This window comes from Microbispora sp. GKU 823 (genome assembly GCF_002027145.1).
Classification (GTDB): Bacteria; Actinomycetota; Actinomycetes; order Streptosporangiales; family Streptosporangiaceae; genus Microbispora; species Microbispora siamensis.
In genome coordinates, this window is record NZ_MWJN01000002.1 from 256,102 (window position 1) to 277,066 (window position 20,965).

General features: G+C 72.9%; 19 protein-coding genes and 1 pseudogene. 9 read left to right on the forward strand and 11 right to left on the reverse strand.

What is annotated here, in order from left to right; genetic code table 11:
• Positions 1-34: 34 nt before the first annotated feature.
• Positions 35-1,105: pseudogene (locus B1L11_RS54460) on the forward strand (PucR family transcriptional regulator ligand-binding domain-containing protein); the annotation flags it as partial.
• 91 nt (positions 1,106-1,196) lie between these two features.
• Positions 1,197-1,544, forward strand: coding sequence for a CdaR family transcriptional regulator (locus B1L11_RS47855; RefSeq protein ID WP_218670847.1), 348 nt, complete (start codon positions 1,197-1,199; stop codon positions 1,542-1,544).
• Between the two features lie 84 nt (positions 1,545-1,628).
• On the opposite strand, the gene B1L11_RS02740 is transcribed toward B1L11_RS47855, so the two are convergent.
• The 4 genes from B1L11_RS02740 to B1L11_RS02755 all read right to left on the reverse strand — a co-directional run bounded on the left by B1L11_RS02740 (position 1,629) and on the right by B1L11_RS02755 (position 5,464).
• Positions 1,629-2,495, reverse strand: a complete 867-nt coding sequence (locus B1L11_RS02740; protein WP_079312831.1) for a polysaccharide deacetylase — start codon at positions 2,493-2,495, stop codon at positions 1,629-1,631.
• Positions 2,496-2,574: 79 nt separating this feature from the next.
• Positions 2,575-3,708 (reverse strand): tRNA-dihydrouridine synthase, encoded by a 1,134-nt coding sequence (locus B1L11_RS02745; protein ID WP_079312833.1) that lies wholly within the window; start codon positions 3,706-3,708, stop codon positions 2,575-2,577.
• Positions 3,709-3,735: 27 nt separating this feature from the next.
• A complete protein-coding gene (locus B1L11_RS02750) occupies positions 3,736-4,353 on the reverse strand; it encodes a DUF1989 domain-containing protein (protein WP_079312835.1) in 618 nt (205 codons plus the stop codon).
• A 106-nt stretch (positions 4,354-4,459) separates the two neighbouring features.
• Positions 4,460-5,464 carry a methionine synthase gene (locus tag B1L11_RS02755; RefSeq protein ID WP_079312837.1) on the reverse strand — a complete coding sequence of 335 codons (1,005 nt, stop codon included), beginning with the start codon at positions 5,462-5,464 and terminating at the stop codon, positions 4,460-4,462.
• A gap of 18 nt (positions 5,465-5,482) precedes the next feature.
• Here B1L11_RS02755 and B1L11_RS02760 point away from each other — a divergent pair, with 18 nt between their 5' ends.
• A complete protein-coding gene (locus B1L11_RS02760; protein ID WP_079312839.1) occupies positions 5,483-6,115 on the forward strand; it encodes an MBL fold metallo-hydrolase in 633 nt (210 codons plus the stop codon).
• Positions 6,116-6,117: 2 nt separating this feature from the next.
• On the opposite strand, the gene mnmA is transcribed toward B1L11_RS02760, so the two are convergent.
• Complete coding sequence (mnmA, locus tag B1L11_RS02765) at positions 6,118-7,203, reverse strand: tRNA 2-thiouridine(34) synthase MnmA (protein WP_079312841.1); 1,086 nt, start codon at positions 7,201-7,203, stop codon at positions 6,118-6,120.
• Between the two features lie 76 nt (positions 7,204-7,279).
• Here mnmA and B1L11_RS02770 point away from each other — a divergent pair, with 76 nt between their 5' ends.
• The 3 genes from B1L11_RS02770 to B1L11_RS02780 all read left to right on the forward strand — a co-directional run bounded on the left by B1L11_RS02770 (position 7,280) and on the right by B1L11_RS02780 (position 9,925).
• Positions 7,280-8,320 carry a DUF695 domain-containing protein gene (locus tag B1L11_RS02770; RefSeq protein ID WP_079312843.1) on the forward strand — a complete coding sequence of 347 codons (1,041 nt, stop codon included), beginning with the start codon at positions 7,280-7,282 and terminating at the stop codon, positions 8,318-8,320.
• Positions 8,321-8,454: 134 nt separating this feature from the next.
• Positions 8,455-9,375, forward strand: coding sequence for a Rieske 2Fe-2S domain-containing protein (locus B1L11_RS02775; protein WP_079312845.1), 921 nt, complete (start codon positions 8,455-8,457; stop codon positions 9,373-9,375).
• A 70-nt stretch (positions 9,376-9,445) separates the two neighbouring features.
• Positions 9,446-9,925 (forward strand): hemerythrin domain-containing protein, encoded by a 480-nt coding sequence (locus B1L11_RS02780; protein WP_079312847.1) that lies wholly within the window; start codon positions 9,446-9,448, stop codon positions 9,923-9,925.
• A gap of 87 nt (positions 9,926-10,012) precedes the next feature.
• Here B1L11_RS02780 and B1L11_RS02785 read toward each other — a convergent pair whose 3' ends face one another.
• On the reverse strand, positions 10,013-11,167 hold the full coding sequence (locus B1L11_RS02785) for a cysteine desulfurase family protein (protein ID WP_079312849.1): 1,155 nt from the start codon (positions 11,165-11,167) through the stop codon (positions 10,013-10,015).
• A 102-nt stretch (positions 11,168-11,269) separates the two neighbouring features.
• Between B1L11_RS02785 and B1L11_RS02790 the strand changes: the two genes are divergently transcribed.
• Positions 11,270-11,761, forward strand: coding sequence for a TetR/AcrR family transcriptional regulator (locus tag B1L11_RS02790; RefSeq protein ID WP_079312851.1), 492 nt, complete (start codon positions 11,270-11,272; stop codon positions 11,759-11,761).
• A gap of 154 nt (positions 11,762-11,915) precedes the next feature.
• Positions 11,916-13,130: an MFS transporter gene (locus B1L11_RS02795; protein WP_079312853.1), complete on the forward strand. Its 1,215-nt coding sequence runs from the start codon at positions 11,916-11,918 to the stop codon at positions 13,128-13,130.
• Between the two features lie 69 nt (positions 13,131-13,199).
• Here B1L11_RS02795 and B1L11_RS02800 read toward each other — a convergent pair whose 3' ends face one another.
• Together B1L11_RS02800 and B1L11_RS02805 are read right to left on the reverse strand one after the other, a co-directional pair.
• A complete protein-coding gene (locus tag B1L11_RS02800) occupies positions 13,200-14,153 on the reverse strand; it encodes an electron transfer flavoprotein subunit alpha/FixB family protein (RefSeq protein WP_079312855.1) in 954 nt (317 codons plus the stop codon).
• Between the two features lie 10 nt (positions 14,154-14,163).
• Positions 14,164-14,943, reverse strand: coding sequence for an electron transfer flavoprotein subunit beta/FixA family protein (locus tag B1L11_RS02805; RefSeq protein ID WP_079312857.1), 780 nt, complete (start codon positions 14,941-14,943; stop codon positions 14,164-14,166).
• A 454-nt stretch (positions 14,944-15,397) separates the two neighbouring features.
• On the opposite strand from B1L11_RS02805, the gene B1L11_RS02810 reads away from it, so the two are divergent.
• Entirely contained in the window at positions 15,398-16,279 is an 882-nt protein-coding gene (locus tag B1L11_RS02810) for a hypothetical protein (RefSeq protein WP_143736835.1), read from the forward strand.
• Positions 16,280-16,292: 13 nt separating this feature from the next.
• Here the strand turns inward: B1L11_RS02810 and B1L11_RS02815 are convergent, their stop codons facing one another.
• From B1L11_RS02815 to B1L11_RS02825, 3 genes are all read right to left on the reverse strand, one after another.
• Complete coding sequence (locus B1L11_RS02815) at positions 16,293-17,528, reverse strand: serine/threonine-protein kinase (RefSeq protein ID WP_079312861.1); 1,236 nt, start codon at positions 17,526-17,528, stop codon at positions 16,293-16,295.
• A 72-nt stretch (positions 17,529-17,600) separates the two neighbouring features.
• Positions 17,601-19,538: a serine/threonine-protein kinase gene (locus B1L11_RS02820; protein WP_079312909.1), complete on the reverse strand. Its 1,938-nt coding sequence runs from the start codon at positions 19,536-19,538 to the stop codon at positions 17,601-17,603.
• 11 nt (positions 19,539-19,549) lie between these two features.
• Complete coding sequence (locus B1L11_RS02825) at positions 19,550-20,767, reverse strand: hypothetical protein (protein WP_143736836.1); 1,218 nt, start codon at positions 20,765-20,767, stop codon at positions 19,550-19,552.
• Positions 20,768-20,965: the final 198 nt, after the last annotated feature.

Genomic DNA, 20,965 nt, shown 5'->3' on the forward strand with positions numbered 1-20,965 from the left:
GGTCGCGAACGCGTCGCTGAAGCTGAAGGTGCTGGTGCCCGGCCCGGAGGGCGCCCTGGACGAGCCCGTCGCGTGGGTCCACAACACCGAGCTCCCCGATCCCTCACCGTACGTCAGGGAGCGAGAGCTGGTGCTGACCAACGGCCTGTGGGCGGGACAGGCGAGCGCCGCCGAGTTCGTGGCGAACGTGCGGCTGGCGAGGGCCGCGGGAATCGTCTTCGGGCTGCGCCCGCAGACCCCGAGCACGCCGCCGGAGCTGGTGAGCGCCTGCCGGGACGCCGGCCTGCCGCTGCTGGAGATCGCCCCGGCGGTGCCGTTCACGGAGGTCTCCCAGGCGGTCTCCGCCATGTACACGGACCAGCGCCAGCAGGCCCTGGTCGGAATGGTCCGCAGGGGCGACGCCCTGGCGACCGCGATCTCGCGTGGGGCGGGCCCCTCCGGCGTGCTCGACGTACTCCGGCGGGACCACGACCTGCCTCTCGCCGTGGTCGACCGGATGGGCCGGGTGCTGGCGGCGGCGGGGGCCGACCTCGACGACGCCCAGGCGCGAGCGGTGGCCGCCGGGCTGGCCCGCAGGCCGCCGCCCCTGGAGCTGAAGCTGGAGCTGGACCGAGGCGAGACCCTCGCCGCGCTCTTCCCCGTGGGAGCGGTGGGCGACGTCGACGCGGCACTCATCTGCCTGCGCCCGTTGTCCGGCCTCGAACCTGCCGAGCAGGCGGCGCTGGAGCAGGCGGCCAGGTTCCTCAGCCTCGAGGTGGCCAAGCAGCAGGCGGTGCAGGCCATCGAGATGCGCTTCGCGGGCGAACTGCTGGAGATGGTGCTGTCCGGCGGGCGCACGGCCGAGGTGGCCGGCAGGCTGCAGGCGTTCGGCGTGGACGCGGCGGGGCCGCTGGCCGTGTTCGCGCTGGCCTTCTCCGGGCCGGAGCCCGCCACAGCGCACGGCCTTGCCGAGCTGGCCGGCGAGTTCCTCTCCGCCGCCGGGATCCCCGCGTTGGTGGCCGGAGGGACGCAGGACGTCGTGTCCGTGCTCTCCTGGCGGCATCCCGAGCCCGAGCTCCCCCTGCTCGCCGAGCGCCTTCTGGCGGCCGTGAACAGGCGTTTCCCGGGCCGGCGGGCGGTCGCGGGGCTCGGCGGGGTGGGCTCCGCACGCGGCGGGGCTCCGGCAGCCGCTGCTGCACGCGCGGGAGGCGTGCCGGGTGCTCCGGCGCTCCCCCCACGGACCGGCGGTTCGCGGCTTCGCCGAGCTCGGCACACACCGGCTGCTGCTCGGGCTGGTGGACTCCGAGACGCTGCGCGGCTTCTCCCGCGGCCTGCTCGGTCCCCTCCGGGAGCACGACGATCGCCGCGGGAGCGACCTGGAAGCGACGCTGCGTACTTTCCTCGATCACGACGGGCAGTGGGCGGCCACGGCGGCGGCCCTGCACATCCACGTCAACACCCTGCGCAACCGGCTGGCGAAGATCGCCGAGTTGACCGGCAGGGACGTGGGACGCACCGAGGACCGCGTCGACCTGTTCCTCGCCCTCGCCGCCGAGACAAGCTGAGCAGCACTGCCGACCGTGCCTGCCGAGCACGCTTGCCGAGCGCGCCTGCCGCCCCTGCCTGCCGACCGCGCCCGCGAACGGCGCCTACGCGGGATAGACCTCGGGGTCGACGACCGGCGGGGAGGGGCGGCGCGTGGTCAGATCCGGGTCGGCCGCCGCCAGTTCCGCCACCTCGCGGCACCGGGCGAACCGCACGTCCCCGCACTCCAGCGCGTACTCGACGAATCGGCGCAGCGCCAGGGCACGCCCCGGACGACCGGACAGGAACGGGTGCACGCACAGGTTGAACAGGCATCCGTAATGGCGCATCCCGTCGAGCTCGGCGCGCCACAACTCCAGCACCTTCCCCGGAGACTCGATCACCGATCCGACGTGCGGCGCGGGGAGGTAGGCGTACTGCTCCCAGTCGTCGAGCGACCAGTGCACGGGCAGCTCGACGATGTCGCGGGACCCGGTGACCAGCCGGTACGGCCGGTCGTCGCCCATCAGGGAGGAGTCGTAGAGCAGGCCGTGCTCGGCGACGAGGCCGGCGGTCTGCCACGATGCCTCCCACAGCGCGGCCCGATGCCCGGCGATCTCGATGCCCTGGCGGGCGAAGACCTCGAGGGCACGCTCGAAATCGGCGCGCTCCTCCTTCGCGGTCATCGACGTGGGCGGGCGGTGGCTGTAGGAGTGATGTGCCACCTCGTGCCCGCGCTCCACGATCGACGCGGCCAGCCCCGGCCGCTGCTCGGCGACCCAGCCCGGGACGAAGAACGTCGCCGGAACGCCGAGTTCGCCGAGCAGGTCCAGGATGCGCGGCAGGCCCACCTCCGGGCCGTACGCCTGGTGCGACATGGTGCTCGCGTGCCGGGCGTACTCGCGTCCGTGCGCGAGCACCGGCGTCTCGGCGTCGACGTCGAAGGTCAGGGTCACCACGGCCGCGGCGCCGTCACGCCAGTTCGCGCTCATCCCGCGTCCTTCCTCTCCCGGCCGGTCGCGCGGCCGTCATTCCACCGTCCCCCGCGTGCCGAGTGTCGCATCCCGGCGATCAGGACATCGCCCGCGCCGTACGCGACCACCGGCGCGCGTTGCCGAGCGTCGCCATCGGCTCCAGCATCCCGTGATCGAACCGGTCCAGCGGCAGGCCCTGGGCGAGACGCCGCGGGAGATCGGGGTTGGCCAGCGCGCCCCTGGCGACGGACAGCATGTCGGCATGGCCGTCCGCGAGCACCCGCGCCGCCTGGGCGAGGTCGTGCATGCCGCCGTTCGCGAGTACCGGAAGGCCGGTCGCCTCGCGGGCCAGGGCTGTGATCGTGACGTCGCCGTCGAGGCGGGCGGTCTCGATCCAGTCGCGGCCCTCGCTGGCGACGTGCAGGTACGTCGCGCCCGCGTCGGCGAGCGCGGAGAATATGATCTTCGCGTCCTGGGCGCCCCCGGCCCAGCGGTGCGTGAAATCGTTGACCTTGCCCTGGGACAGCCGCACCCCCACGCAGAAGCCGGGACCCAGTTCGGCCCGGATGCCGGCCACCACCTCGGCCGTGAGGCGCACCCGGTTGGCCACGTCGCCTCCGTACGAGTCGGTACGGCGGTTGGTGTAGTCGGTGAGGAACTGGTCCAGTAGGTAGCCGTTGGCCGCGTGCACCTCGACGCCGTCGAAACCCGCCTCCCGGGCCCGTACGGCCGAAGCCGTGAACCCGGCGATCGCCGTCTCGATGTCGGCCGTGCTCATCTCCCTGGGGATCGGCCACCTGCCCGATCCTCCGTACTCGGGCATCATCTCCCCGCGGGGCGGCACGGCGGACGGCCCGGCCGTCTCGTCGCGATAGCGGTTGCCCTGGGACAGCGCGCCGGCGTGCATGAGCTGCAGCAGGATCCGTCCGCCCGCGGCGTGCACGCGGCGGGTGATCTCCCGCCAGGCCGCGACGTGGGCGTCCGACGCGATGCCTGGCTGGTTGCGGTAGCCCTGGCTGTAGACGGTGTCCGTGTAGGTACCCTCGGTGATCACCAGACCGAAGCCGCCCTCGGCGAACTCGGAGTAGTAGTCGGCCATCTCCGGGGTCGGCGTGCCGTCGGGGGCCGCGGAGACCCGGGTCATCGGCGCGACCGCGAGCCGGTTGGGCAGGTCGAGGCCGGCGAAGCGGAAAGGCAGCAGGGCCGGATGATCCGGGGTGAACGCGCTCATCGGAAACGCACTCCTCGAAACGTGGGTTCAGTCGGATTCGGGCAGGACGTCGATCGCCAGCGACGTCGGTACGCCGCCGTTGATGTCCACCAGGTCCTGCGGGCAGGCGGAGACCACGAGAACGCAGTCCATGTCCGCCCGGAAGGTGATCGCGTCTCCCGGTCGGCTGACCGCGGGGAGCCAGTCGAGCCGCCCCTCCTCGTCGACGGGAATCCGCATGAAGACGTTGACCGGTTGCGGAGTGAAGGGAAGGGCCAGACCCATCGAGGCGAGCGCCCGGTGCAGGTTGCTCGCGCACGAAGCGTGTGACGGCTGCGCACCCAGCGCGGCGTACCGCTCCGGATCGCACGCGGCGATCAACATGTCGTGCCGGCCCGGGGACGTGTCGGAGACGAGCGTCAGGATCGGCCGACGGCGATCGGTGAAGAACCGCTCCCCCACCGCGGGGAACAACCGGTTCGTGGCACTGCGCGTGTGCGAGGCGCTGAGGTGCTCGGTGACGTCATCGGCGGCGAAGGCGAAGACGTCGCCCACCTGGCCGCCTTCGAGATCGACGACGCTGACGCGCCGGCCCTGCGGCACCCGCACCGCCCTCGCCTCCCGGGCCGGTACGACGGTCCGCTCTACGGCGGTGATCGGATTCATGCCTCAAGGCAACCATCGGAACCCCACGCGATGCCATGGAGCTTCCTTCAGTGAATCTCACTGTGGCTGTGTGAACATCCATCCCCGCTGCGAGCCGCAGCGCCCGTCACTCCCCGGGGTCCTCGCGCAGCACGCGGGCCGCCTCCCGGCACCGGGCCAGCGCCGCCTTCGCGTACGCGGGCGAGGCCCCGGCCAGGCCGCAGGCGGGGGTGAGCACCACCTGCTCGGCGAGCCGGGCGGGCGGGAAGCCGAGGCGGCGCCACAGCTCGACCGCCGGCTTGGCCACCACGCCGACGTCCGGCAGCCGGGTGTCGACCCCGGGCACGACGCCCAGCAGCAGGGCGAGCCCCTTCTCGATCGTCTCCCCGATGGCGTCCTCGTCGCGGCGGCGCAGCAGCGCCGCGTCCACCGACACGCCCCGCGCTCCCGCCGTACGGACTCGACCGTCGCGCACGCCCGGCGCGCAGCAGTGGACGACCGGGAAGGCGGGCTCCAGCGCGGAGAGCACGGTCTTCAGCCGCTCGGCCGCGATCGGGGACTCGACGGCGGACAGCCGCCCGAAGCCGGACGCGGTCGGCACCGTGCCCGCCAGCACCCCGGGCAGCCCCGGCTCGTCGATCTGGACGACGAGGTCGGCTCCCGGGACCCGGCGCCGGACCTCCGCCACGTGCTGCGCCAGCCCCTCGGCCAGCGACTCGGTCAGGTCGCGTACGGCTCCCGCGTCGGCGAGCACCTTGTCGCCGTGCCTGAGCTCGATCGCCCCGGCGAGCGTCCACGGCCCGCATGCCTGGATCTTGAACGGCCCCTCGTAGCCCTGGGAGACCTCCTCCAGGCCGTCGAGGTCGCGGGTGAGGTGATCCCTGGCCCGCTTGAAGTCCCGTCCCGGCCGGTCGGCGAGCCGCCAGCCGGACGGCTGCACCTCCACGGGCAGCTCGACCAGCAGTGACGCCGTACGGCCGATCATGTCGGCGCCCACGCCCCGGGCGGGCAGCTCGGGCAGGTAGGGCATGGGCAGTTCACCGAAGGCCGTCCTGACCGCCTCCAGATGGTCCTCGCCCGGGTAGGACCCCACACCGGTGGCCGTGGCCTCGCTCCACGGATAGTCGCTCACGTCACTAGCTTAGGGAACATGAAACTCACCAAACTCGGTCACGCGTGCTGGCGGCTGGAGAAGGACGGGCGGACGCTCGTCATCGACCCCGGCTCGTTCAGCGGCGAGGGGCTCATCGAGGGCGCGGACGCCGTGCTCATCACCCACGAGCACTTCGACCACGTGGACGCGAATCTGCTCAGGAACGCGAGCCCCGACCTGGAGGTCTACACCTGCCGGGCCGTCGCCGACCAGCTCGGCGAAATCCCGGCGAAGGTCCAGGTCGTCCACCACGGGGACGCCTTCGAGACGGCGGGCTTCCACGTGCGGGCGGTCGGCGAGTGGCATGCGCTCAACCTGCCCGAAGTTCCGCCCGTGCAGAACGTCGGTTTCTTCGTGGACGACGAGGTGTTCTACCCCGGTGACGCCCTGACGCCGCCGGGCGCCGAGGTTCCCACACTGCTCGTGCCGACCAACGGCCCATGGCTCAAGGCGGCCGAGACGATCCTCTACCTGCGCTACGTCCGGCCCGCCCGGGCCTACTCGACCCACGACGGGCTGGTCAACGAGATCGGCGCGAAGCTGATCGACAACTGGCTCGGCATGGAGGCGGACAAGCAGAAGGCCGACTTCCGCCGCATCCCGGCCGGGGAGTCCGTCGAGATCTCCTGATCTCAGACGGCCGAGGCGATCGTGGCGGAGCCGATGACCGTCTCCCCGTCGTACAGGACGGCGCCCTGCCCCGCCGCGACGCCGGTCGCCGGGCGGTCGAGCTCGATGTGCAGCTCGCCTCCGGACACCTGGGCGCGGCAGCCGTACACCTCGCCGTGCGCCCGCAACTGGACCGTGCAGGTGATCGGCTCGTACGGCTCCCGCACCGGGCCGTTCCACACCGGCCGCTCCCCCACGATGCTCCGGACCTCCAGTGAGGTGCGGGGGCCGACCGTGACCGTGTTGGACACCGGCTCGATCGACAGCACGTAACGCGGCCTGCCGTCGGCGGCCGGCCGGTCGATGTGCAGGCCCTTGCGCTGCCCGACCGTGAAGCCGTACGCCCCCTGGTGGCTGCCGACCACCTGGCCGGTGAGCGCGTCGACGATGGGCCCCTCGGACGCGCCGAGCCGATCGGCGAGGAACGCCCGGGTGTCGCCGTCGGCGATGAAGCAGATGTCGTGGCTGTCGGGCTTGTCGGCGACGGTAAGCCCGCGCCGCGCCGCCTCCTCGCGCACCTGCGCCTTGGTCGAGCCGCCCAGCGGGAAGATCGCGTGTGCGAGCTGCTCGCGGGTGAGCACGCCCAGCACGTACGACTGGTCCTTGGCCTCGTCGACGCTGCGCCGCAGCACGCCGTCCTCCAGCCGCGCGTGGTGGCCGGTGGCGACGGCGTCGAAGCCGAGCGCGAGCGCCCGGTCGAGCACCGCCTCGAACTTGATCTTCTCGTTGCAGCGCAGGCAGGGGTTGGGGGTGCGCCCGGCGGCGTACTCGCTGACGAAGTCCTCGACCACGTCGCGGTGGAACCGTTCCGCCATGTCCCACACGTAGAAGGGGATGCCGATGACGTCGGCCGCCCGGCGCGCGTCACGGGCGTCCTCCAGCGTGCAGCACCCGCGGGCGCCGGTGCGGTAGGACTTCGGGTTGGACGACAGCGCCAGATGGACGCCGGTCACGTCGTGCCCCGCCTCGGCGATCCGGGCGGCGGCGACCGCGGAGTCGACGCCGCCGGACATGGCGGCGAGGACGCGGAGCTTTCGTGTGGGACCCATAACAGTTCGAGGTTACCGCCCACCGGGCCGCGCCCGCGTTGGCATCGGGGCGGGCGGGCTGGGAGGATGCGGGGTCATGCGACTGTTCGGGCGCAAGAGCGAGTCCGCCGACCCCGCCGAGGCCATCGCGGCCTTCTGGACCTGGTGGGACCAGGCGCGTCCCCAGATCGACGCGCACGTCGAGGCGGAGGACCCCGAGGCCCTGGCCGAGATGATCGGCCCCGCCGTCACCGCGCTTCATCCGTCCCTCGTCTGGGAGATCGCTCCCGGCCGCATGGCCGTGAACGCCCTGGTCGTCAGCGCGTCCGGCGACCCGGAGCTGCGGCCGTTCGCCCACCGCTGGGCCCTGGCCGCGCCGCCGGCGGACGCGATGTGGGAGTTCCATCCGTCGCGGCAGGCGAACCCGCAGGCCGCGGATCTGACGGTCGACGTCGGCGGGCGGGAGTTCGGCCTCGACCGGCTGGTGGTGGCGCTGCGCGTGCCGCCCGGCACGCCGCGCGTGGACGTCACCGCCTTCCACCCGATCTTCCCCGACGTCGACGACGACACGCGGATGGAGGCGACCCTCCTCGCGCTCGACTGGCTGCTGGGCGAGGACGAGGTGGCCCGCTGGGTGGGCGAGATCGTGGCCGCGGAGTTCGAGCCGATCGACGCCCTTCCCGCGATCCACCTGCCCTCCGTCGTCGCCGACGTGGCGGAGGGCTTCGCGGAGGAGCAGTGGGCGCTCCTCGAAGGCCACACCGCCACCGGCGGCCGGCTGACGGCCGCCGCCCGCTATCCCCTCAGGCCGGTCGACTTCCCGCTGTTCGACCAGCACATCGCGGTCACGCTGCCCTACCAGGAGGCCGACGGCGACGGGCTGCCCACGGGAGCCTCCCTGGACGCGCTGCGCGACTTCGAGGAGCGGCTGAGCGGACGGCTGGCCACGCTCGGCTCGGCCGTGCTGACGGCCCACCTGAGCGCCGACCGCAGCCGGGTGCTGCACGTCTACGCCGACCCCGCGGCGGCCGTGCCGCCCGTGGTCGAGGAGATCGCCGCCGAGTGGAAGGAGGGGCGGGCCCGCGTCGACGTGGCCGAGGACCCCTCATGGAGTGCGGTGGCCCCCTTCCTGACCTGAACCGGACATTCGGCGCGTTTCACCGCATTTGAGCTCGGGCACGTCGCGATAGACGCAACGCGCGGGCGAGCGCCCGCGTTCCGCCCGTTCCCGCAGGCTGCGGGGCCGATCCGGCGATGGGATTGGGGTCGGACATGGCTCAGCGCGCACTGGACCGGTTGCTGAACGCGATCGAAGGCGATGACCGCCTCGACCGGGCGGGTCATCGGCTCGAACAGGGCCTCGCGTTCACCGAGAACCTCCTCGGGATCACCGGCGGCCGCACCCGCGGCTTCCTGCACGGCGTCTGGCTGGGGCACCCTCTCCACCCGGTGTTCACCGACCTTCCGATCGGCTCCTGGACGACGGCGCTGGTCCTGGACCTCGCCGGGCAGAAACGCGCGGCGCGCGCAGCCGTGGGAGTCGGCCTCGCCGGAGCGCTGGCCGCGGCGGTGACGGGCCTGCACGACTGGCAGCACACGCACGACCACGCCCGGCGCGTCGGCATGGTCCACGGCACGCTGAATACGCTCGCCCTCGGCCTGTACGGCTGGTCGTGGGTGCAGCGGGGCCGAGGGCACCACCTGCGGGGGCGGCTCGCCGCCCTGCTCGGCTATCCCGTCATCATGGTCAGCGGCTTCCTGGGTGGCACGCTCGTCTACCGCCACCGGATCGGGGTCGACCAGACCGGCAGGCAGCTCGAACCACGTCACTTCGTCCGCGTCATGGCCGAGCACGACCTGACCGACAAGAGCCCTCGCCGGGCGCGGGCGGGCGACGTGGACGTCGTCCTGGTCCGCGCGGACGGCCGCATCCACGCCCTGGAGAACACCTGCCCGCACCTGCGCGGCCCGCTGTCCGAGGGCTGGCTCAGGGACGGCGCCCTCACCTGCCCCTGGCACGGCTCCCGGTTCGAGCTGTCCAGCGGAGAGAGCCTGAACGGCCCGGCCGCGGCGCCCGTGCCGTGCTTCCAGACCCGCGTACGCGACGGATGGATCGAGGTGCGCCGTGCGCCTGCCGCGGCCACCGCCCCTCCCGGGAGCGCACTGATCCACCAGCAGGAGGTGCAGCCGTGAGGAGGAGGCAGCAGGTGCTCACGGAGGCGCCGCAGGCGCCGCCCGGCGGGAGCGGAAGACGGCGACGCGGGTGCTCGTGGAGCACCACGAGGTGTTGCGGGGGCTCATGCGGCAGCTGCGGGAGACGCCGCGCTCCCAGCCCGGCCGGCGGCGCGCGCTCGCCGACGAGCTGTTCGACGAGCTGTGGATGCACGAGCGGATCGAAGAGAGCGTCTTCTATCCCGCGATGCGGGACATCACCCCGGCCATCGCGGCGGCCTGGTCCGAGCACCGCCAGCTCAGCGACCAGCTGGCGGCGCTGGTGCGGGCCGACCCGCGGACCGAGCGGTTCGACCGGGAGCTGGGCGTGATGCACGACGCGCTGGAGTCGCACGCCCACCTGGACGAGGAGCGGCAGATGTTCCCGGAAATCGAGCGCTTCGCGGACGAGGAGCTGCTCGTCGACCTGGGCGACCGGCTCCAGGCCCGCCTGGAGTGGCTGCGCTCGTCACGGCACATCCGGGCGGTCCTACGACTGCAACGGGCGCTGCTGCGCCGTACGGCCCGGTAGGCGCGGCGATGGCGGCGGGAGGTCACGGGTTCCGGCGGGGGCCGCTCGCGACGGTCGTGTGGCGCTGCACCGGGCTCCGAGGGCAGGTTACGACAAACCGGCACGTCGGGCGCGCTCGACGACGTGCCCGATGACCTCCGCGACCCGGTCGACGTCCTCCTCCGCCGAGGTGTGGCCGAGGGAGAAGCGCAGCGAGCCGCGGGCGCGTACGCCGTCCTGACCCATGGCGAGCAGCACGTGGGACGGCTGGGCGACCCCGGCCGAGCAGGCCGACCCGGTGGAGCACTCCACGCCCTTGGCGTCGAGGAGCATGAGCAGGGCGTCCCCCTCGCAGCCGGGGAACGAGAAGTGGGCGTTGCCCGGCAGCCGGTTGACCGGGTCGCCGTTCAGCACGACGTCGGGCACGGCCAGCCGTACGCGCTCGATCAGGTCGTCGCGCAGCGCCGACAGCCGCTCGGCGGTGGCGGGCTGCCGCGCGACGGCCGTCTCGACCGCCGCCGCGAACCCGGCGATGGCCGGGGCGTCGAGAGTGCCGGAGCGGATGTCGCGTTCCTGCCCGCCGCCGTGCAGGACGGGCACCGGATCGACGCCCCGGGCCAGCAGCAGCGCCCCGACGCCCACGGGACCGCCGACCTTGTGGCCGGAGACGGTCATGGCGTCCACGCCGGACTCGGCGAACGAGACCGGGAGCTGGCCGACCGCCTGCACCGCGTCGGTGTGGAAGGGGATGCCGTATTCGTGCGCGATGGCGGCCAGCACGGGCACCGGCTGCACGGTGCCCACCTCGTTGTTGGCCCACATGACGCTCACCAGCGCCACGTCGTCCGGGTCGCGGGCGATGGCCTCGCGCAGCGTCTCCGGATGCACCCGGCCCCGCTCGTCCACCTCCAGCAGCTCGATCCGGGCGCCGTGGTTGTCGCCGAGCCAGTGGGCGGGGTCGAGGGCGGCGTGGTGCTCGACCGAGCTGATCAGGATCCTGGGCCGCTTCCTCGCCCAGAACAGGCCCTTGATGGCGAGGTTGTCGGCCTCGGTGCCGCCGGCCGTGAACACGACCTCGCTCGGGCGGGCGCCGAGCGCGCAGGCGATCGTCTCGCGCGACTCCTCGACGACCCGGCGGGCCCGGCGGCCCGCCGCGTGCAGGGACGAGGGGTTGCCGACCTGCCCGAGCTGGGCGGTCATCGCCTCGATCGCCTCGGGCAGCATGGGTGTGGTCGAGGCATGGTCCAGATAAGCAGCTCCCACGACCCCTCCCTGACACGTATTCAGCCCACCAAGCGTATCCGGGCGAGCAAAGGACACCGGCACGTGTCGCAACTTAACCGTCCAGACGGTACAGTAGAGGGCATGAGGAGGGACGAACTGCTGGACGCGGCCGAGGGCCTGCTGCAGGATCAGGGCGCCCAGGCCCTGACCCTGGCGGCGGTGGCCGAGCGCGCCGGTGTCAGCAAGGGCGGTCTCCTCTATCACTTCGCGAGCAAGGACGCGCTCGTCAAAGGCATGATCGAGCGCCTGATCGCCGATTTCGACGCGCTCATCGAGGCGCAGTCCGAGAGCACCTACACCCGGGCGTACGTCGCCGCGACGTTCGAGGCCGTGGAGACCGGCCGGCTGCGACGATGGGCCGTGGTCACGGGCGCGGCCGGCGATCCCGGACTGCTCGCGCCGCTGCGCGAGGCGATGGACCGCTGGATGCGGCAGGGCCTGGACGACGAGCCCGACCCCCTGACCTCCCAGGTCGTACGGCTGGCCTGTGAGGGCGTCTGGGAGGTCGCCACCCACTGTGCGGCGATCATCGACTACGCCGCGATCCGCGCCAGGCTGCTCGCCCTGTTGTAGCGCGCCGCTTGTGAACAGCGCCGCTTGTTGACCCCTGACCCACACCTGGTGGTCGCCCTTCCTTCCGGCTCCGCCGTGAAAGGGCGACCTGCTGGTGTCTGCCCGTAAAACCGGGCCCGGAAACCCACTCCACTCACCTGGAAAGGAAGCTGTGATGACCCGCGCTTTGAGGAAGGCCCGTCACGGGGCAGTCCTCACCTTTGTCCTGGCCGGCCTTATGTGTGGAACTTTCACCGTGCGCCTCCCGGCGCTGGCCGACCGGCTCCGCCTGCCGGAGTCGTCGGTCGGGCTCACCCTGCTCAGCTGGGGGATCGGCGCGCTGCTCACCATGCAGCTCATGCGCGTCGTCCTGGCCAGGATCGGCAGCCGAGGCGTCCTGCGCGCGGCCGCTCCCCTGTGCGCGGCGTCACTGGTCCTCGTCGCGTTCGCGCCGTCCCTCCCGGTGCTGGCCGTGGCCGCCGCGCTGTTCGGCATGGCGTTCGGCGCGGTCGACGTCGGCATGAACGCCCAGGGCTCGACCGTCGAGCGCGCGTACGGCCGGCCGATCATGAGCGGCATGCACGCGGGATGGTGCGTCGGCGCGATCTCGGCGGGCCTGCTGGGCACGGCGGCCATCTCCCTGGGCCTGTCCCTCACCGTCCACATCCTGGTCGTCGCCCTGGTGTCGGTGCCGGCGGCGCTGGCCCTGAGCCGTCTGCACCTGCCCGACCCCGCGCCCGAGGCGGACCAGGCGGGCCAGGCGCAGGCTCGTGCCCGGCGCAGGCTGCCCGGGGTCGTCTACCTGCTCGGCGCGGTCACCTTCGCCGCGTTCATGGTGGAGGGCGTCGTCGCCGACTGGAACGGCCTCTACCTGATCGGCACGCTGCACGCCTCCGAGGCGGTCGCCGCGCTCGGCTACCCGGTGTTCGAGGCGGGCATGCTGCTCGCCCGGCTGGCCGGCGACCGGCTTCGCGGCCGCTACGGCGCGCGTGGGCTGATCACGTTCTCCGGCGCCGCCACCGCGCTCGCGTTCCTCGTGGTCATCGCCGCGCCGGTGACCGTGGCCGCCGTGGCCGGGCTGTTCTTCATCGGGCTGTCGGTGGCGACGATCTCGCCGATGGCGCTGTCGCTGGCGGGGACCGCGACGCGCGAGCCCGGCCCGGCGATCGCGCAGGCGAGCGCGATGGGCTACGCGGGCCTGCTGCTCGGGCCCGTGGTCATCGGCTTCCTGTCCACCGCGGCCTCGCTGCGGCTCGCGATGGGCGTGGCGGTCGTGCTCGGCGTCGTCATCGCCGTGGCCGCACGGCTGCTGCCCGCGTCCCGTACGGAGATCATCCCGCTGCGGGCCTCCGCGGAGGACGAGGAGCGGTCCCTTCCCCTGGCCGCGTGACTCCCGGACCGCCCCGGCAGACGGAAACGGCGCCGCACTCCTCGTGCGGCGCCGCTTCCGGCCCGGGTCCTACTTGCGCTTCTCGATCTCCTCGGTGAGCTGCGGGACGACCTGGAACAGGTCGCCCACGACACCGAAGTCGGCGATCTCGAACAGGGGCGCCTCGGCGTCCTTGTTGATCACGACGATGGTCTTGGAGGTCTGCATGCCGGCCCGGTGCTGGATGGCGCCGGAGATGCCGGCCGCGATGTAGAGCTGCGGGGAGACGGTCTTGCCCGTCTGCCCGACCTGGAACTGGTGCGGATACCAACCGGCGTCGGTCGCGGCCCGCGAGGCGCCCACGGCCGCGCCGAGCGCGTCGGCGAGCTTCTCGATGATCGCGAAGTTCTCGCCCGAGCCCACGCCCCGGCCGCCGGAGACCACGATCGCGGCCTCGGTCAGCTCCGGACGCGCGCCCTTCTCCTGGACGACCCGCTCGACGATCCTGGCCGCGCGGGCGGCGTCCGACAGCGCGACCTCCACCTTCTCCTCGGCGCCGGCCGCGGCCGCGGCGACGGGGGCGGTGCTGTTCGGCCGGACCGTGATGATCGGCGTGCCCTTGGTCACGCGGCTGTGGACGTTGACGCCGCCGCCGAAGATGGACTGCTCGGCGACGAAGCCCTCGCCGACGCCCACCGCGTCCGAGATCACGCCGGAGTCCGTCTTGACCGCCAGGCGGCCGGCGATCTCCTTGCCCTCGCCGGTCGCGGCGACGAAGACCGCGGCCGGGGACCGCTCGGCCACCAGGTGCGCCAGCACCTCGGCCTTGGGAGCCACCACGTAGTCGCCGATCTCGTCGGCCGCCGCCACGTAGATCTTCTCGGCGCCGTACTCGGCGAGCCTGGCCTTCGCGGCGTCGGAGTAGCCGGGGCCGGCCCACACGGCGGCCGGGGTGCCCAGCGACCGGGCCAGGGTCAGCAGTTCGAGGGTGACCTTCTTGACGTCACCGTCGACGTGCTCGACGAGAACCAGAATCTCACTCATCCCAAGCCCCTCAGATGAACTTCTTCGACGCGAGGAACTCGGCGGCCTTGGCTCCGCCGTCGCCCTCATCCTTGATCACGGTGCCCGCGGCACGCGGCGGGGCGGCGGCGAAGTCGACGACCTCGCTCCAGGAGCTCGCCAGGCCCACCTGGTCGGCCGCGATCTCCGCGTCGGCGACGCCGAGCGTCTCGACCGGCTTCTTCTTGGCGGCCATGATGCCCTTGAACGACGGGTAGCGCGGCTCGTTGATCTTCTCGACCACCGACACGACGGCGGGCAGCGACGCCTCGACCTTGTCGTAGCCGTAGTCGGTGATCCGCTCGACCCGGATCGAGGTGCCCTCGACCTCGACCTTGCTGGCGAGCGTGAGCTGCGGGGCGCCGAGCCGCTCGGCCAGCATCGCGGCGAGCATGCCGGTGCGGGCGTCGGTCGACTCGGAACCCAGGATCACCAGGTCGAAACCGATCTTCTTCAGGGCCTGGGAGATGGCGTAGGAGGTGCCGAGGGCGTCCGAGCCGTGCAGCGCGTCGTCGTGCAGGTGCACCGCCTTGTCGGCGCCCATCGCCAGGGCCTTGCGGATGGTCTCGGTCGCCTTGGCGGGGCCCATGCTGAGGACGGTGACCTCGCCTCCATGGGCCTCCTTGAGCCGCAGCGCCTCCTCGACCGCGTACTCGTCGAGCTCGTTCACGACGCCGTCGGCGGCGTCGCGGTCGAGCGTCTTGTCATCGGACCTCAGCTTGCGCTCGGTCGCCGTGTCGGGGACCTGCTTCACGCAGACGACGATGTTCATGGCCGGTGGCCGACCTCCCCTTTCCGTACGGCTGACGCCGCGGTTCTCGGTACGTGGCGCGGGGTACGCGCACGTGATGCAAGACTGCCAGGTGCTCGCGGGCGCGCCTGTGCAGGTGGCCCGGGTGTCGAACTGACCCTGGTCCCCCCAAGGCGTATGTTACCCATCGGTAGCTTAGGTGCAAACCTCCAGGTTTTTACGGCCGCGTCCTTCGGTTGAGGAATTACCCAGAACCCGGTCACGCCCACTGCCACCCTACCGAACTATGTTCCGGAGACGTCGCGGAGGTCCCTGTAGCCGGGACCTCCGAGCGGCGCCCGCCGCCCACGCCCGCCACTCCATGATCGTAAGCAGGCGGGACCACGCGGCGCTCACCGTGCTCCGGTGTCCGATATGTTGGCATTTTGGGGCTGATCTTGGGGGGTCTCTGCCGGTGCGTGGGACGTGGCTGATCGTGGCTGTTGTCGTGAGCCTGTCCGGCTGTGGTGTGGTCACCGATCTGGTCGCCCACCGCGCCGACGCGCCGAGCACGGTCACGTCACCCCGGCCGGCGTCGAGCACCGCCCCCACTCCCTCCGCCGGCGAGACCGGGCTGACCATCTCCCAGGCGAGGCAGGCCCTGCGGGAGTGGGTGGGCAAGTACAACGCGACGCTGCGGAAGCGCGAGTGGTGGAACCAGAACGACCGGCTCGACGCGCTGTTCGTCGAGGCGGCCCTGCACGAGGGCGTGATCGAACGCAACCACGAGATCTTCGGGACGAAGCCGGGGCACAAGCCGATCAACGTTACCGGCACCCCGACGATCTACCTGCCCAGGCCGGAGCGGCAGCAGCCGATCGGCGACTGGTTCATCGCCCAGGCGACCTACAAGGACACCAAGGGCCATGCCCGCCCCCACGTGCTCGCGTTCTTCCGCTCCCCCGGGCAGTCGTTCAGACTGGCCGTCGCGACACCGATCCACTGGGGCGAGCGGATGCCGGAGCCGCGGCTCGACGCCGACGGCTACATCACCGACATGGACACCACCGTGGCGCGTGCCGTGGCCGAGGAGTACCTGAACTTCTGGAACAACGAGAAGAAGGAGGGCGCCTCCGGCTACCGCCTGGCCAAGGACAGCTACAGCCGCAAGGTGTTCCCCAAGGTGTACAAGGGAGCGTACGTCGCGTTCGCCGGGCACGGTTCGGTCTTCGGCTTCCGTACGGCGGACGGCGGCTCGTTCTTCCTGTTCGGCATGGTCAACGACCCCAAGCACGTCAACCAGGTGCTGAGCGAGGCGCTGCTGGTGCCCCAGGGCAGCAAGACCATCCGGGAGCTCGGCGGCAACTGGTTCTCCTAGCCCCCAGCGGGATTCAGCTCGCGAACACGAGCATGACGAGCAGGAACAGGACGGTGCCGACGGCCAGGAGGAGCGTCGCCGTGCTGAACAACGTGCTGAGCAGCGCCCACACCGCGACGGCCCCGACGCCGCCCGCGAGGTCCACCACGAGCCGCCGCCTCGACTTCCCCATCAGCCCGAACCCCGCGTCCACGAGCAGGGCGATGCCGTAGAGCACCAGCAGGAGAAGCGACACCTCGGGCAGGTCGGCGCGCGCCGCGGCGGCGAACAGGCCGACGACCACCGCCGAGCCGATCACCCAGCGCCGGTGCAGCTTCTCCCGGTGCGCCGCGCGCGTGTCGTCCACCTCTCCCCGCCGGGTTCCCCGCGAGGGCCGGCTCTGCCGCCGGTCACCGGGCCGCCACTGCTGGGTGGGCGCCTCCGACAGGCCGGGCCGCGCCGGCTCGATCCCGTCCAGCACCGGGGCGGCCTCCTTGAGGAGCCCGGCCAGCTCGGCCGTCGCCGGGCGGTCCGCGGGATCGGCGCTCAGGCACCGCTCCACGATCGGGACGAGCCAGGACGGCACGCCCGACAGGTCGGGCTCGCGGTGGACGACCCGGTAGGCGATCGCCGCGGCCGGCCCGGTCCCGTACGGCTGCCGCCCCGACGAGGCGAAGGCCAGCGTCGCCCCCCAGGCGAACACGTCGGCCTCCGGCCCGGCCTCCCGGCCCTCCAGCACCTCGGGGGCCAGGTAGCCGGGCGTGCCGACGACCGCGCCCGAGGCTGTGACCGAGGCCGACTCCAGCGCGCAGGCGATGCCGAAGTCGATCACGTACGGCTCGCGCTCGGAGACGATCACGTTGGCCGGCTTGAGGTCGCGGTGGACGACGCCGGCCGCGTGGACGGACTCCAGCGCCTCCGCCAGCCCCAGGGCGAGCCGCAGCAGGTCGGCCCCGGCGACCGGACCGTCCTTGGCCACGACCGTGCTGAGCGGCCTGCCCTGGACGTACCGGGTGACGATGTAGGGCCGTTCCCCCGACAGCGAGACGTCCAGCACCTCGGCGACGTGGGCCCCGCGAACGCGGCGCATGGTCTCCACCTCGCGGGCGAGGCGGGCGATGGCGAACCCGTCGGAGGCGACGTGGGGATGCAGGACCTTCACCGCCACCGTGCGCCCGTCGGGGTCGAGCGCGAGGTGGACCTCACCGAACCCCCCGGAGCCGAGCGCGGAGACCAGACGGTAGGGACCAAGCTGTTCCGGCGTACCCAAACTGTGTCTCCCGCTTCGCTCGGGGCCCCCGCTTCGCTCGGGGCCTCCCGGTTCACCGAGGGACCGGGGCGGTCAGGTCCAGAAGGTCAGGAAGCCCAGGCCGATCCTGTCCATGATGTCCCCGATCACGCCGCCGATCAGGTTGACGACCGTGTCCTGACCCTTCTGTTTGAGATCCGCGACGATGTGGTCCACCGCCACCGACGGCGGCCGCCAGGGGACCCACGAGGCGTCCGCGGACAGCGCCGTCATGACCGCGAACAGCGCGACCGTGCCGACCGCGATCGTCACGATCATTCCCGCTCCGGGGCTCCGGATCACCGCGCTCAGCGTCCGGGACACGGCCTTGCGGGGGGCCTTCCCGCCCGGGAGGAGGAACAGCCCCGCCACGAAGGCGCCCGCGGCGTACGCGGCGGCGGGGTCGGGCCTGACCCCGCCGAGGTAACGGAACCCGCCCCACACGCACATCGCGAACATCACGGCCAGCGGCACCTGCACCACCGTCGCCAGCCCGGCCTTGATCAGCGCCCAGGGCGTGCCGAGCACCGCGAGGAGCGGGTCGGCCCCGCTGCTGCCCCGCGCGGCCCGGCGGTCGGCGAGATCGCCGAGCAGGTACTGCCCCACCCGCAGGCACAGCGCCGCCACGACGGCGAACAGGCTCACCACGACCGGCAGCAGGCAGGCCAGAGCCACGATCGTGGCCAGCAGCAGGGCCGCGAGCACCGGATGCGGGGCCCGGTAGGGGGCCCGCCTCGGCTCGGGCTCGTGCGGCGCGACGGGAGCCGGCGGCGGCGCGACCCGGGGCTCCGGGTAGCCCGCCACCCGCTGGTCGGTGTACGGCTGGTACACGGGTTGCTGATACCCGGGAGGCTGGTACGGCGGCGGGGGCGGGCCCCCCTGCCCGTACGGCGGGGCCTGCGGATGCGCCGGAGGCGGCGCGGACACCGGGCGGCGCTGCCGGGGCCCCCGGGGCTCCCTGCGGGGGCGCTCCGGCTCCACGTAGTTCACCGGCGGCAGCAGGTCGGAGTAGCTGTCGTCGTCGGCCGGCAGCATGGAGGTCCGGCTTCCGTTGGCGCCGTTCACCGGGCCGCCCCCGTTCAAGCCGCCCGTGTTCCCCCGCGCCGGCTCGTCGAGCACGCGCGTGCCGTCCAGGATCCGCGTCCCGCCGTCACGTGGCGGCTCGTGGGCGGACTCCTGCAGCACGGTGACCGAGGGGTCGAGCGAACGGGTGAGCCGGAGCAGCGACGCGGCCGTGGGACGTGACGTGGCCTCGGGCGCCAGCGCGGAGCGGAGCCAGCCCCGCAGCCAGGCCGGCGCGAGATCCACCTGCGCCTTGCCTTCGAGGATGTTGTAACAGACCGACTCGAACGTGCCCGAGCCGAACGGCGCCTTCCCTGTCGCCGCGAAGAACACCGTGGCCGCCAGCGCGTGCACGTCGGCGGCCTGGGTGATCTCGGTGTCCCGGATGATCTCCGGAGCGAGGTAGCCGGGCGTGCCGACGAACATCCCCGTCTGGGTCAGCCGGGTGGCGTTGACCAGGTGGGCGATGCCGAAGTCGATCACGAGCGGCTCGCCGTCCACGAGCATCACGTTGGCCGGCTTGAGGTCGCGGTGGATGACGTCGGCCGCGTGGATGGCGACCAGGGCCTCGCACAGCCCCACCGCGAGCCGGATCACGCCGTCGTCGGCGAGCGGCCCGTCCTCCAGCACCGTCTGCTCTAAGGTCCGCCCGGGGGCGTACCGCGTCACGATGTAGGGCGCGGCGCCGGTCAGGTCGGCGTCGAGCACCTCGGCGACGCGCTTGCTGCGCACCCGCCGCATGGTCTCGACCTCGCGGGTGAGCCGGTCGCGCGCCTTGAGGTCGGTGGCGACGTGCGGATGCAGGACCTTGACCGCGACCTCGCGCCCCTCCGCGTCCAGACCGAGATGGACCACCCCCATGCCGCCCTCGCCGAGCTGCCTGAGCAGCCGGTAGGGCCCGATCCTCTCCGGAGCCTCAGTAGCCGACATGTCGTCCCCCGTCACCCGTTCCCCGCCTGGTTACGCAGGTCTCTCAGTCGTTCCAGTACTGACACAACGTCGATTGGGCCCCAGAAGTGCCCTGCTGTCTGTTTACCCAGGAGGCTGGAGAGCGCGATCGCCGCCGTCAGCACCGCGAAGGCGCCGATCCCCCAGGCGAGCCCCTTCGCCGCTCCCTCACCGGGCACCAGTGAGGCCAGCGTCCGCCGCATCTGCCTGCCCGGGCCCACCACTCCGGGCCCCGCGCAGATCGTCCACAAGGCCGTCGCGATCCCCCAGCTCAGCGCCGCGAGCCGGAGCGCGGGCGTGCCGCCGAGGAGGACGGTGAGCAGCAGCGTCACCGGCAGCCCCAGGATCAGCGCGTACGGCACGAGCGCGATCGTGACGCCGATCGACTTCACGAGCTCCGCCGGACGGCTCAGCACCCGCAGCACGTCGGCCGCCGCGGCGCCCGCCGGACGGCGGGAGTTGAGGTGCGGCTGGGCCATGTCGGCGGCCCGCAGCAGCACCACGGCCGGCACGGCCACCAGGCACACCAGCAGCGGCGCCACGACCGCGAGAGACGTCATCACGACGAGCAGCAGCGCGCTCGCCACGCCGTACGCCTTGGAGCGCTGGAACAGCCCCCCGGGCGGGAACGCCATGGGCGGCACGGTCGGCGGCGGCACCCGCACGGTCGGCATGAACGGCGCGGGGTTCGGCTGGTGGATGTGCGGAGTCCGCTCGTAGATCTCGGGCGCGTGCCCGAAGAGCGCGTGGTCGCGCGCCGCCACGTCCCCCTGCTCGTAGGACCCGTGCTCGTAGGAGCCGTGCTGTGGGGACCCGTGCTGTGGGGAACCGGGTTGGGTGAACGCCGAGGACGCCGCGCGTGGTCCCGTGGGATCGCCGGTGACGGCCTGGCGCACCTCCTCGGAGGTCACCCGCCGGGTGGGGATGTCGCCCTCCGGGCGCAGCATCGGCGTGGGCCACTCGTCCGCCCGGCCACGCGGCGGCGCGGGCGGCCCACCGGTCGTGGGAGCCGGGCCCGACACGGGCGAGCCGGGGTACGCGGGCGGACCGGACGGGCCGGTCGGCGGGGTGCGGGGCGGAGCCATCCGCGTGGGGATGTCGCCCTCGGCCGGGTTCTCCACCGGGCCGTTCCCTGGGCCGTTCGCTGGGCCGTTCGCCGGGCTGTTCGGCCCGAGGCCCGCCCGGCGCAGGTCCTCTCCGGTCACCCGCACGGTCGGGAAGGGGTCGCCGCCCCTGACCCGCCGCGGGCGTCTCGCGCAGCAGTGAGACGAACTCCTCGGCGCGGCCGCCCGGCTGGGCCGGCGCCACCGGCGGCGTCGCCACGGGCGCGACCGGCGGGGTGATCGGCGGCATCGGCGACCCGGTCGGCGGCCCGCCCGCGAGCGGCTGTTCTAACCGCAGTACATCCA